We start from the raw sequence: 12,456 nt of genomic DNA, 5'->3' as shown, positions 1-12,456 counted from the left end.
CGTACTACTGTGTATGGCAACTACTTCACAGGTCTCCGTGAGGTCTCGGCTCTCTACCTCCGAGACACGTGTTCTTCTCGGAATCGGCCTCGCAATCGCGCTCATTGCAGGTCTGGTCTTCCGCATCGTCGGTCATCTGGTGTTGGACCCGTCGAATCCGCTCGTCGTTGCGGCCATCTTCGTTTTGGCGATTCCCGTGATGTGGGGCCTCGCAGTCGGCGTGTTTCGCTGGCGTGGCCTCGATGTCGTGGAACGACGTGAAGGCGCTGTTCTGCTCGTCGTCCCCGGGATGCTCGTCGACGCAGTCTCGACGGCGCTGTTCTCTGTCGTCTATCCGAATATGAATCTCGGTGCCGCTGGACTCTTCGGTGGACTCTTGTTGTTGTCCTACGCGACGGTGTTAGTCGCGGGATTCCTCTCTCGGTGACGGGCGAAACCGGCGACGACGACACTTCCGACTGGTTGGTCCCGTCAGTACCCGGTGTTGAATAGAAGGCCGCCGACCCGTTGTGGGTCGGGCGATTAGTCGTCAGACGACGTTCCGAACGCCGTCGGAACCGTCGTGTCTGCGTGTTCTGAGAGGTAGTGTGCGGCGACGAAGAGGACGACGACGCCTGCCGCGAGGAGCGGAATCGCACCGACGCCGTAACCACTGGCGAGGAACAGACCCGTCGCGATGGTTCCGGCCAGAACGGCGTACGGAATCTGCGTGTTCACGTGGTCGACGTGGTCGGACCCGGCGAACATCGACGACAGGACCGTCGTGTCGCTGATGGGCGAACAGTGGTCGCCAAAGAGCGACCCCGTGAGGATAGCCCCGATAGCACCCGGAAGCGGTGCACCGAGACTGTATGCGAGCGGAACGGCGACGGGGAACATGATTCCCATCGTCCCCCACGAAGTCCCGATGGAAAAGGAGATGATTGCTGCGGCGAGGAAGACGATGGCCGGGAGGAGTTCCGGCGTGATGATGCCTTCTGCGACACTGACGACGAAGGGACCGACGCCGAGTGCTTCACTGACCGACCCGATAGTCCACGCCAGCGAGAGGACGGCGACGGGGAAGATGACCATCTTGAACCCCTCGAAGATGGAGTCACTGATGTCTTCGAGTGCGACGCGGGCGTGCCCAACGAGGATGGCGAGCAGCAGCGCACACGCCGAGAAGACGCCCCAGAGGATGGAGTCTGCCGTCGCGGCACCTTTGAGGGCTTCGACGGGTGCTTTCGTGGGCCACCCGCCGGAGTAGAGCAGACCGAATCCAGTCACGAAGACGAGCGCGACGATTGGCGCGGCGAAGTACCACCAGCGCGAATCGACGTGGTCCGGCGTGACGATATCCTCTTCGCGCGTCTCGATGAGCGGGTCGGCGTCGTCTCCGAGAACTTTCCCTTCCTCTTTGGCGCGACGCTCCGCACGCTTCATCGGCCCGAAGTTCCACCCCATCCCGACGAGGATGAACACGAGCACTACTGCCAGCAAACTGTAGAAGCGGAACGGAATGCTCTGGAGGAACACGACGAACGCGCTCTGGTCGATGCCGAGCGCCGTGAACTGCTCTTTGATGAGGCCGACTTCGAATCCGACCCACGTGGAAACGACGGCGACACTCACCACGGGCGACGTGGTTGAGTCGAGGATGTACGCGAGTTTCTCCCGACTGATGTCGAACTTGTCGGTAATCGGCCGCATCACCGACCCCGTAATCATCGTGCTCGCGTAGGAGTCGACGAAGATGAGCATCCCGAGGACGCTCGTCCCGAGTTCCGCTTGTTTACGGGTCTTGATGCGGGCGATGATGCGCTGTGCCAGCGCGTTCATCCCACCCGAGAGGAAAATCATCCCCAGCATCGCTCCCGAGAGGAACGTAAACAAGAGGAGTTTGCTGTTGAACGACGCCGTGACGTTGTCGATGACCAACTGGAGTGAGTGTGCAACCCCACCGACCGGGTTCCACCCAACCAAGATGGTCGCACCTATCCAAATTCCAGTGAAAAGTGACAAGAGAACCTGCCGACTCACCAGCGTCAACACGATGGCGAAGAGCGCTGGGAGCAGACTGATCACTCCGTACGTCTCTGCGGGCATGACAAACGTTTGGTCACGGAGTCAGGAGTTTAACGGTTTTCACTCAGCTCCATACAAATAAGACGGATGAAATGTGGTGGGTTGTCGTCATCCGAGATTCGAATCGGTAGACGACGGGTGGTATCGTCTTAGATGACTGCGTCGTACGCTTCGCCCATGATTTCGATTGCTTCACGGAGTGATTCGGTGTCCGTCGCGTACGAGAGTCGAGCGTAGCCAGCGCCGTTCTCACCGAACGCACCTCCGGGAACGATGATGACGCCGCGTTCGATACATTCTTCGACGAATCCTTCGGGCACTTCGGGCATCGCGTAGAACGCACCTTTCGGTGTGGGAACGTGGAGGCCGATAGCTTCGAGGCCGTCGACGACGATGTCACGACGTTCACGGAACGTCTCGGTCATCTCGCCGATACGGTCTTGTGGGCCACTCAGTGCTGCTTCGGCAGCGAACTGGGCCGGTGCAGAGGCGCAGGCCTGGACGTACTGGTGGACGCGGACCATCCGCTCGACTCGCCGGGACGACCCATAGACCCATCCGAGTCGCCACCCGGTCATCGAGAAGAGTTTCGACGCCGAGTTGACGACGACGACGTTGTCCGTCTCGGCGAACTCGATTGGCGACCTGTGTTCGCCGTCGAAGACTGTGTACTCGTACACCTCGTCAGAGATACAGAGCACGTCGTGTTCGTCGGCGATGCGGGCGAACTCCTCGATGTCTTCCGGCGGGGAGACGGCCCCAGTCGGGTTTCCGGGGCTGTTCACGACGAACGCTGCCGTGTCGTCCGTGATGGCTTCTTCGACGGCAGCAGGGTCGAGCGTCAGGTCGTCACGGAGCGGGATGGGGACGGAGTCGCCGCCTGCGAGTTTCGTCAGTGCATCGTAGGAGACGAATCCGGGGTCGGGGATGATGACTTCGTCACCCTGGTTCACGTGGGCTTCGAGGGCGATGTGGAGTGCTTCACTCCCGCCGGCGGTCGCGATGATGTCGTCCGGAGAGAGGTCGATGCCCTGGTCGCGCTGGTGTTTCGCTGCGATTGCCTCGCGGAGACTCAGGAGGCCCTTGTTCTCGGTGTAGCCATCTGCTGCGCCCGATTCGATGGCGTCGATAGCCGCCTGTCGGGCGTGGTCAGGTGCTGGGAAGTCTGGTTGCCCCAGTCCGAGGTTGATGGCATCTTCGCCTGCCGCTTCGAACACCTTGCGGATACCGCTGATGGAGATGTTCTCCACCCGGTCGGAGAAGTGTGTCATATCCTATCCGCCGTCGGCATTCGGGATAGTTCTTCCCACGCACGATTTGTCGCGTGGTTTCACGAAGACGACAGATTTCGGACCAGTATCCCGCAACATCATCCGGTACCTATGAGCGGTCCAATCGTCGAATTCTCTCGCTACGCGCTGTCGAAGTCGGTATTGTGGCATCTTCGGCCGCGCTCTCGGCAACTCACGCCGCGTCCATCATTACCGCGTGCGTCGGCCGAATAAGGGTGTAGGTAGTACAGTGGTGTAATGACTGAGGCACCACGACCAACTTCGACGACACGTAGAAGATTCCTGCAGACCGCCGGACTCGCAGCGACCGCTGGGTTTGCAGGCTGTCTCGGTGGGTCGGGTGGGGGGAGCCTCGACGAACTCAACGTCGCCTACATGCCCATCTATCCCGACATGCAGTACTTCGTGATGCAAGAAGAGGGCATGTTCGACGAACTCTCTGTTCCAGTGTCGGGCAAGAAGTTCTCCGACGGCCCGAGCATCGTGCAGGCGTCCGCAAAAGGCGACTTCGACGTGATGATGTTCGGTATCGTCCCGGCGATGATCGTCGTCGACAAGGGGATTCCCGCGAAGATTACGGCGGCGAACATCCAGAACGCGATGAATATTCTCGCGAACGACGAGTTCGCCGCGATGTTCGACGAACACGGGAAAGACGCGTTCTCGAAGTTCGAAGAAGAAAAGGGCCGCAAGTTCACCTTCGGCACCTTCCCACCGGGGTCGGTTCCGGATATCTTGCTTCGCTACTGGGTGCAGAACACGCTCGGCCTCGACCCAGAAGAAGACGTGAACATCAAGGGTCTCGGCGGTGCCGCAGCGGTCCAGCAGGCGCTGTTGTCGAACAAAATCGATGGGACGAGCATCATGGAACCCGTCCCGACGGTGGTCGGTGCGAACGACGCTCCGTTCCAGTCTATCGCGTGGGCCGGCGACTTCATGCCCGGCCAACCTGCCGCAGTGACGCTCATGCACGACCGACTCCGTGAAGAGAACCGTGCGGTTGCGTCCGAGTTCGTCCGCCTCCACCAGGAAGCGACGCAGTTCGTCGCCGACAACCCGCAGAAAGCGGCCCAGCACGCGAGCACGGTCATCGGTGAGAGCGCACTGCCCGTCGAGACGGCCCGGAAAGCGCTCGACTCGCGCGCGTCAGACTTCATCACGAACCCCCACGATATCGAAGGTGGCGCGAAGATTTTCGCCGACTACGCGCAGACGCTCGGCAAGACCGAGGCACAGTTGACCGTCGACGAACTGTTCGACTACGGCATCTACGACGACCTATGAGCAACGACGAAGTCAACGCGAACGTCGGCCTCGCAGAAACCGACGAGCGCCTGCTGGACCGACTCGCTGCGTTCTCCTCGGAGCAGACCGGTCTCGCCATCGCAGGGTTCGCTGGCTTCCTCACCCTCTGGTACGTCGCCGCACTGTTCCAACCGATGTACCTCCTTCCGTCACCGGTGGAGGTATTCGCGGCGTTCCTCACGGAACTCACCGCCCCAGCGACGCTGGGGATACCTTTCACCGGTATCGAACTCCCGGCCACGCGCCTCCTCGCCAAACTCGTCCAGAGTCTCTACCACTACGTTCCGGGCCTCCTCATCGGGACGACACTCGGAATCATCGCCGGAATCGCCCTGGGGTGGAACGACCGCGTCGATAGCGTCTTTACGCCCATCACGCGCATTCTTCGACCGATTCCACCGCTGGCGTGGATTGGCTTCGCGGTCATCTGGCTTGGCGTCAATCACAGGGGTGCGACGTTCATCGTCGCCATCGGGTCGTTCTGGATAAACTTCTACAGCGCCTACGGCGGCGTCGAAGGCGTCTCGACCGATATCAAAGAAGTCGCGGCGACGCTCGGCGTCGACGACGACCTGACCATGATTCGGAAGGTGGTCGTCCCCGCTGCCAGTCCCTCGATACTGACGGGGATTCGAACGAGTATCGGGCAGTGTTGGATGATCGTCGTCGCTGCCGAACTCATCGTTGGGGTCGGCGTCGGCTACGAGATTCTCAACACGGCGCGGAACCTCGCGATGGACGTGTCCGTCGCCTACATGCTCGTCATCAGTATCGTCTTCCTCGTGAGTGACGGCCTCTTCCGACGGGTCGAACGACAGGTTCTGGAGTGGAGAGCATGAGCGACCAGCTGCACCCTGAAGCGAACACCGAGACGACGGTCGCCGTCGAATCGCTCGACAAAGTGTACGAGTCCGACCGGCGAACGGTCAGAGCACTCTCCGACGTGAACTTCACCGTCGACGAAGGCGAGTTCGTCTGTATCGTCGGCCCGTCGGGATGTGGAAAGACGACGCTGTTCCGCGTCATCGCCGGCCTCGAAGACGCGAGTGAAGGCGGCGTCTTCCTCGACGGCGAACCCGTCACTGGACCGGGAACCGACCGCGGGATGGTGTTCCAGGAGTACGGCCTGTTCCCGTGGCGAACCGTGTCTGAGAACGTCGCCTTCGGCCTCGAAGAACAGGGCGTCGAAGAACCCACTCGCTCGGCCCGCGTGGACGAGATGCTCAGACTCGTCGGCCTCGACGGGTTCGCCGACGCCTACCCGAAGGAACTCTCCGGCGGGATGAAACAGCGGGTCGGCATCGCCCGTGCGCTCGCCGTGGACCCCGAACTCCTCCTCATGGACGAACCCTTCGGAGCAGTCGACGCCCAGACCCGCGACATGCTCCACGGCGAACTCCTCGACATCTGGGCGGAGACGGACAAGACTGTCCTCTTCGTCACCCACGACGTGGAAGAGGCGGTCACGCTCGCAGACCGCGTGGTCGTCATGGCCGCGAACCCCGGTCGCGTCCGCGAAATCGTGAGCGTCGATATCGACCGTCCGCGCGAGCGAACCGACCCGGTGTTCGCAGAGTACGTCGAGCAGATTCGAGAACTGATTGGGGAGTAACGTTCCCTACTCGGGGACTTACTCCCGCGCCTCTCTCAGCTCTTCGACGTGTGAATCGATGACCGACAGCGTCGCGTCGGCGTCGACGTACCCTTTCTCGTACTCAGACATCGCACTGTTGTAGTCGCTGAGGAACTGCGCCACGGCGTCGTCCAGTTCGTCGCTCATACACGTCCGTTGCCCCGTCATCTGATTTGAACCTTCGGCACTCGGAACGGCAGGCGGGAACGGACGCCGTCGGCGACGCGGACCGTCGATTTATCACCTCGCCTCGCCAACGCGGCAGTAGTGACCACCCTCCGCTTCGAGGACGGAACTGTCCACGTCCGGACCGACGACCCACGCGCCGAGGACGCCCTCGCCACGCTCTCGAGCGTCGAATCCGACCCAAGAAGCGGCGGCTACAGAGCGCCTGCGATGCAGTACGCAGAAATCCGAGACGCCCTCGGAGCGGCCGGACTCGACTTCGACGACCGCGTCGCGGTCACGGAAGAACTCTCGCTTTCGACCACCTACGACCTCCGCGACTACCAGCAAGCGGCACTCGATGCGTGGCTCGACGCCGACAGTCGCGGCGTCGTCGAACTTCCGACTGGTGCAGGAAAGACTGTGCTTGCTGTGGGTGCGATGGTCGCTCACTCGGTGCCGACGCTCGTCGTCGTCCCGACCATCGACTTACAGGACCAGTGGATACGCGAACTCGAAACCGAATTCGACGTGCCAGTCGGTCGATTCGGCGGCGGCGAACAGCGACAGGAGCCAATCACGGTTTCGACGTACGACTCGGCGTATCTCCGCGCCGACGACGTGGGTGGCGACTTCGGACTCGTCGTCTTCGACGAAGTCCACCACCTCGGGGGACAGGGCTATCAGGACATCCCGCGATTCCTCACGGCACCGGCTCGACTCGGGTTGACGGCGACGTTCGAACGACCGGATGGCGCGCACGAGCAGGTTGCCGAACTCGTCGGCCCGCGTGTGTACCACCTCGACGTAGACGATTTAGCGGGCGAGCATCTCGCCGACTACGAAGTCCGACGCATCGAAGTCGAACTCACGTCCGACGAACGCGAGACGTACGACGAGGCGCAATCGACGTTCGTGAACTACCTGAAACGTTCGGGGCTGTCGATGCAGTCGGGCAGCGATTACCAGAAACTCGTGATGCGCTCGGGGAACGACCCACGGGCGCGAGAGGCCCTGCTCGCCAAGCAACGCGCCCGCGACGTGATGATGAACTCCGACGCGAAAGTAGACAAACTCGCCCGTCTCCTCGCTCGCCACCGCGACGACCGAGTCATTATCTTCACCGCATCGACAGACCTCGTCTACCGCATCGCACGTCGGTTCCTCGTCCCGCCAATCACCAACGAGACGGGGACGAAAGAACGCAGAGAGATTCTCGAACGATTCCGCGACGGCACCTACGACACTGTCGTTGCGGCGAACGTCCTCGACGAAGGCGTCGACGTTCCTGACGCGAACGTCGGTATCCTCCTCTCTGGGTCCGGGTCAGAACGAGAGTTCACACAGCGACTCGGCCGCATCCTTCGACCAAAAGCCGACGACTCGACGGCACTGCTCTACGAACTCGTGAGCGTCGAGACGGCAGAAGAACGTGTGGCCGAGCGGCGACGGTAGCGCTGGTTCAGAGTATCGTCACGTCGATTTCACCGCCGCTGGCGAACGCGTCGTACTCGGTGTCGAATTCGACGCTGAACGACGCTGTCTCGCCGGATGCAACCCTCACACCGGTGTCTCGTATCGACTCGGTTTCGCCGACTTTCACTCGGACTCTGACCGTCACGAGACGCTCGGACCCGGCGTCGTTGACGACCTCTCCGAAGACGCGAAGATGGCCGTCGTCGGTCGACTCGAAGTCGAACGTCGCGATTCGAACCGGCGGCACCTCCGGTGTCTCCCGTGGTTCCCCCGCGGGTGCCTCGGGTGGATTCCGCGGCCCAGTCGCGTTGGGAAGTCCGCCGAGACAGCCCGACGAGAGGCCGACGGCGACCAGTCCAAGGAGGCGTCGTCGCTCCATACGTTGCGGTCCGACGCGGGGGCCATGAACCTTACCGTCCGCCGTGGCCGAACTGGGGGCCGGTAGATTACGTCTCCTCCCCCGAGGTGCTTTTGTGCCGTCCACTCCTCGTGCCGATAGTGCTGACGAAGAATCTCCGTCGGGTGTCGCGGGCAGGCGGCGGGTACCACCCGAAGTTTGCCGGCCGCCAAGACCGCCCGCTCGCGGCGAAGACGCTCGGCGTCTTCCAGCGACACGTCGGTTCGTCTCGCGAGGCGCTCGACGATGCGCTCGCGGCGCTCGAATCCGAGGCCGACGACTTCAAGCTCGTCAGAGGGTTCTCGTCGCTCATCGACCGCGAAGCAGTGTTCGAAACGCAGGCGGCGGTGCCGCCGGTTCGTGCCCGTCGGGCGGCGTTCGAGGCGGCGATGGCAGTTGGTGGGGTTGCGACGCCTGCCGAGCGTGAGGAAGCACTCGAACGTGCGGCGTCGTCGCTCGGCGTGACACCAGATGCAGTCGATAGGTCGCTGACGGCCGACCGAGACGTCGAACAGGTCGTGACCGAGTTCGACCCTCGATGGACGCCTGACGAGTTACTGACGCAGTATAACCTCTCGCTGGCCCAGACCTGCCTGTTCGACGCCACGGAAGTCCGTGTTCGGAGTTCAGACCCGAAGGCGCTCGTCTCGGCAGTCAAGCGATTGCGACTGATGTACGAGATTCGAAAGACCGACGAGGGGCGCGAAGTCGTCGTCACCGGACCAGACGCACTGTTTCAGGGGACACGACGATACGGAACCGCATTCGCGCGTCTCTTGCGCTCGGTCGCCACTGCTGACGACTGGCGACTGACAGCGACGATCGACGACAGGGGACGAACGCGTGAGATGCATCTGACGAGCGACGACGTGTCGGTTCCGGGTGTCGAACCGATGGCCGAACCCGGATTCGACAGCGACGTGGAAGCCGACTTCGCCGCCCGATTCCGTGGGCTCGACTTCGACTGGGAGTTGGTCCGAGAACCCGAACCACTGGAGACGGGAACCAGCGTCATGATTCCCGACTTCGCCTTCGACTACAAGTACGGTGAGTTTCGGGTGTTCTTCGAGATTATGGGCTTCTGGACGCCCGAATACGTCGCAAAGAAGCTGGGCCAACTCGACGACGTAGAGGACGTAGAGATACTCGTCGCCGTGGACGAGTCACTCGGCGTCAGCGAGGACATCGAGGCACGTGACCACCGAGCGATTCCGTACACGGGGTCCGTGCGCGTGAAAGACGTTGTGGACGTGCTTCGGGAGTACGAATCGAACCTCGTCGCAGACGCCACGTCGTCCCTGCCGGATGAACTCGTCCCAGACGAGGACGTGGTTTCAGTTGCGGACCTCGCATCAGCCTACGGCGTTTCTATCGACGCCCTCGACGGCGTCTCCTATCCGGAACACCACCTCGTCGGCCGGATGCTCGTCCGGCAACGAGTTCTCGATTCGCTCGCCGACAGCATCGAGACTGGGATGTCGCTCTCGGACGTGGAATCTATCCTCGAAACGCGGGGTTTCAGCGACGCGAGTGCCATCCTCTCCCGCCTCGGCTATCGAGTTGAATGGGATGGATTGACCGGGGGAACGATTCGGAAGAAAGACGAGACGTAGATTCAGTCGAGTTTGACGAGGTCTTCTTGCCGGCCCTTGGGGACCGTCGAGCGAAGTTCCCCGTGGAGATACAGCCCGACACCGAGCGGTTCGCGCTCACCGGCAATCTCGTGTGCGGCGACGAGATAGCCCCAGTCGCCGTCCCACCAGTCGAGTTGCTGGTCGTGGCCATCGACGAACGCCTTCGCTTCGCCCGGACTGAGTTCGATGACGTTTGTCGTGGCGTCACGGCAGAACCGCTGGACAGCGTTTGTCGAGGGCTTCCAGTGACGCTGTCGGGTGCGGAGAATACGCATTCCGAGTCCTTCGACCTGAATCGGGTCGACCATCTCTGCTGGGAACGCCCAAATCTTCCCTGCGCCTTTCTCCCAGAACGTGTAGGTGTCGAACGTCTCGGGGTCGAGCCCGAAGCGCGCTGTCCACCAGTCGACGACTTCTTCGCGAGACGGGCGGCCGTCGACGACTCTCTCGTCCGCCGTCTCCGGCAGCCGGTCGAACTGCTGGCCCCAGTTTTCGTCTTCGGCGGTGTCGTCTCTCATGCCGTCACCTCCAGTTTCGCGGTGAAGAAGCCGCCAGTGTCGTTCTGGTGCGGGTAGACGCGGCGAGCCTTGGTGACCGAGGGGTCGTACGTTTCGTCTTCCCACTCGGTGACGCCGGGCGACGTTTCGAATCCGCTGGGCACGTCCCACTCGACGACTTCGCAGTCTTCTCGTTCGAGGACGAAATCGAGGACTGCTTCGTTCTCTTCGGGCGCGAACGTACACGTGGAGTAGACGACGGTTCCGCCGGGTTTCGTCACCTGCACGGCACGCCGGAGGATGCCTTTCTGAATACCGGCGATGCTCTGGACGTGGTTCATCGTCCACTCGTCGAGGACGTCGGGGTTCTTCCGGCAGGTTCCTTCACAGGAACACGGAGCATCGACGAGGACACGGTCGAACTGCTCGAAGGCACCGGGTTCGTCAGGCGTTTGTTCGCCGAACGGTTTCATCGAGAAGTTTCGCGCGTCCTGGTTCGTCACGACGAGGTTCGTCACACCGAGTCGCTCGGCGTTGTGGCGAAGCGCAGAGAGACGGCCGAGGTTGTTGTCGTTGCCGACGAGGACGCCCTTGTCGTTCATCATCGCCGCAATCTGACTCGTCTTCGACCCCGGTGCAGCACAGGTGTCCCAGACCCGTTCGCCCGGTTGTGGGTCGAGTGCGATTGCAGGGAGTGCAGAGACTTCTTCCTGGCCGTGAAGCCATCCGTGGAAATACGGCCAGTTCGTTCCGGGTGTGCTCTCTTCGAGTTTCAGGATTCCGGGGTGCCAGTCGGTCGGTTCGTAGGCGACGCCCTCTTCGTCGAGCGCGTCGCAGGCACGCTCCACCGTCGTCTTGATGGTGTTGACGCGGACGACAGACGGGAGTGGCCGCTCGCAGGCCTCGAAAAATGCCTCCTCGTCGTCCACGAGTGGCGCGTACCGCTCGAGCGGGTTCATACCACTCGATTCTGCGTGGGCGCGTTTGTCGGTTTCGGAGTGAGCGGGCGAGTCGTGTTGGCTATGTTAAGCGTGTGTTAGGGCTGTGTTAGCCATCCAACTGAACACTGACCGATTGTCGCTACCACGTCCACCTTCATTCGGTCGATTTTCGTGACGCACACCCCCGTCGGTTTTACCCCGCGCGGGCGCACACGTTGACATATGGCACAAATACGCATCCTCGCGGACGAACTCACCGAGCAACTGGACTCGCCCACGCTCATCGAGGGGTTACCTGGCGTCGGACTCGTCGGAAAGATTGCGGCCGACCACCTCGTCGACGAGTTCGAGATGACACACTACGGTGACGTGTACTGTGGCGGGGTTCCACGCGTCGCGGTGTACATGGAAGGCGAGGCGGCGCTCCACCCACCCATTCGACTCTATGCTGACGCCGAACACGACTTGCTCGTCCTCCAGAGTGATATCCCGATTCATCCCAAATCGGCGACTGAACTCGCGACGTGTCTGGACTCGTGGTTTGCCGAACTCGACGTAACGCCGATATATCTCTCTGGAATCGCTCGGCAGAAATCTAACAAGGTGCCAGCGCTCTACGGTGTCGCGAGCGACGGTGTCATCTCCCAGTTAGTTGACGCAGGCATCGACCAACCAACCGAGACGGGCCTCATTTCGGGACCGACTGGGGCGATGCTCAGTCACTCCATCGAGGTTGGAACGCCAGCGTTCGGACTCGTCGTCGAGTCGGACCCACAGTTCCCTGACCCCGAGGCCGCTCGAATCATCATCAAACACGGCATCGAACCGCTGACGGGTATCGACGTTCCCGTCGACGAACTGGTCGACAGTGCCGAAGAAATCCGGCAAGCGAAAGAGAACTTCGCGAAGCAGATGCAAGAGGCTGAAGAAGAAAGTTCACAGGCGCGACCCCTCGGAATGTATCAGTAACACACGGCGGGCGGTCCGGCCGTGAACCGACGACTTTGCCAGACCGAGAGACCCCCCACCAGTGAGAACCTTTCGGCCGA

13 protein-coding genes are annotated in these 12,456 nt (G+C 61.8%); 7 read left to right on the top strand and 6 right to left on the bottom strand.

The features are described 5' to 3' along the window. Positions 1-13 precede the first annotated feature (13 nt). Complete coding sequence (locus ACK3SC_RS09050; protein WP_416839789.1) at positions 14-427, top strand: DUF5367 family protein; 414 nt, start codon at positions 14-16, stop codon at positions 425-427. A gap of 95 nt (positions 428-522) precedes the next feature. On the opposite strand, the gene ACK3SC_RS09045 is transcribed toward ACK3SC_RS09050, so the two are convergent. Together ACK3SC_RS09045 and ACK3SC_RS09040 are read right to left on the bottom strand one after the other, a co-directional pair. Beyond that, positions 523-2,088 carry a Na+/H+ antiporter NhaC family protein gene (locus tag ACK3SC_RS09045; RefSeq protein WP_416839788.1) on the bottom strand — a complete coding sequence of 522 codons (1,566 nt, stop codon included), beginning with the start codon at positions 2,086-2,088 and terminating at the stop codon, positions 523-525. A gap of 128 nt (positions 2,089-2,216) precedes the next feature. After that, positions 2,217-3,338, bottom strand: coding sequence for a pyridoxal phosphate-dependent aminotransferase (locus tag ACK3SC_RS09040; protein WP_416839787.1), 1,122 nt, complete (start codon positions 3,336-3,338; stop codon positions 2,217-2,219). Between the two features lie 258 nt (positions 3,339-3,596). On the opposite strand from ACK3SC_RS09040, the gene ACK3SC_RS09035 reads away from it, so the two are divergent. From ACK3SC_RS09035 to ACK3SC_RS09025, 3 genes are read left to right on the top strand one after another with little or no spacing between them, the layout of a single operon-like run. After that, positions 3,597-4,643, top strand: coding sequence for an ABC transporter substrate-binding protein (locus tag ACK3SC_RS09035; protein WP_416839786.1), 1,047 nt, complete (start codon positions 3,597-3,599; stop codon positions 4,641-4,643). Next, positions 4,640-5,503, top strand: coding sequence for an ABC transporter permease (locus tag ACK3SC_RS09030; RefSeq protein WP_416839785.1), 864 nt, complete (start codon positions 4,640-4,642; stop codon positions 5,501-5,503). The genes ACK3SC_RS09035 and ACK3SC_RS09030 overlap by 4 nt, the downstream gene beginning before the upstream one ends. Beyond that, positions 5,500-6,276: an ABC transporter ATP-binding protein gene (locus ACK3SC_RS09025; protein WP_416839784.1), complete on the top strand. Its 777-nt coding sequence runs from the start codon at positions 5,500-5,502 to the stop codon at positions 6,274-6,276. The genes ACK3SC_RS09030 and ACK3SC_RS09025 overlap by 4 nt, the downstream gene beginning before the upstream one ends. A gap of 18 nt (positions 6,277-6,294) precedes the next feature. On the opposite strand, the gene ACK3SC_RS09020 is transcribed toward ACK3SC_RS09025, so the two are convergent. Then, on the bottom strand, positions 6,295-6,444 hold the full coding sequence (locus tag ACK3SC_RS09020) for a hypothetical protein (protein WP_416839783.1): 150 nt from the start codon (positions 6,442-6,444) through the stop codon (positions 6,295-6,297). A 120-nt stretch (positions 6,445-6,564) separates the two neighbouring features. On the opposite strand from ACK3SC_RS09020, the gene ACK3SC_RS09015 reads away from it, so the two are divergent. After that, a complete protein-coding gene (locus ACK3SC_RS09015) occupies positions 6,565-7,917 on the top strand; it encodes a DEAD/DEAH box helicase family protein (RefSeq protein WP_416839782.1) in 1,353 nt (450 codons plus the stop codon). Positions 7,918-7,924: 7 nt separating this feature from the next. Here the strand turns inward: ACK3SC_RS09015 and ACK3SC_RS09010 are convergent, their stop codons facing one another. Further along, positions 7,925-8,317: a transcriptional initiation protein Tat gene (locus ACK3SC_RS09010; RefSeq protein ID WP_416839781.1), complete on the bottom strand. Its 393-nt coding sequence runs from the start codon at positions 8,315-8,317 to the stop codon at positions 7,925-7,927. A 119-nt stretch (positions 8,318-8,436) separates the two neighbouring features. Between ACK3SC_RS09010 and ACK3SC_RS09005 the strand changes: the two genes are divergently transcribed. Continuing rightward, positions 8,437-9,948 (top strand): DUF790 family protein, encoded by a 1,512-nt coding sequence (locus ACK3SC_RS09005; RefSeq protein ID WP_416839780.1) that lies wholly within the window; start codon positions 8,437-8,439, stop codon positions 9,946-9,948. A gap of 2 nt (positions 9,949-9,950) precedes the next feature. Here the strand turns inward: ACK3SC_RS09005 and ACK3SC_RS09000 are convergent, their stop codons facing one another. Both ACK3SC_RS09000 and ACK3SC_RS08995 read right to left on the bottom strand, forming a co-directional pair. Beyond that, a complete protein-coding gene (locus tag ACK3SC_RS09000; RefSeq protein WP_416839779.1) occupies positions 9,951-10,487 on the bottom strand; it encodes a hypothetical protein in 537 nt (178 codons plus the stop codon). Beyond that, on the bottom strand, positions 10,484-11,425 hold the full coding sequence (locus ACK3SC_RS08995) for an RsmB/NOP family class I SAM-dependent RNA methyltransferase (RefSeq protein ID WP_416839778.1): 942 nt from the start codon (positions 11,423-11,425) through the stop codon (positions 10,484-10,486). Before ACK3SC_RS08995 ends, ACK3SC_RS09000 begins: the two co-directional genes overlap by 4 nt. 204 nt (positions 11,426-11,629) lie before the next feature. Here ACK3SC_RS08995 and ACK3SC_RS08990 point away from each other — a divergent pair, with 204 nt between their 5' ends. Beyond that, positions 11,630-12,376: a proteasome assembly chaperone family protein gene (locus ACK3SC_RS08990; RefSeq protein WP_416839777.1), complete on the top strand. Its 747-nt coding sequence runs from the start codon at positions 11,630-11,632 to the stop codon at positions 12,374-12,376. Positions 12,377-12,456 lie beyond the last annotated feature (80 nt).

Origin of the sequence: Haloferax sp. DFSO52, from assembly GCF_048158745.1 — an archaeon.
Classification (GTDB): domain Archaea; phylum Halobacteriota; class Halobacteria; order Halobacteriales; family Haloferacaceae; genus Haloferax.
Note: the sequence above shows the minus strand (reverse complement) of the source record. Positions and strands in the feature narration are given on the sequence as shown.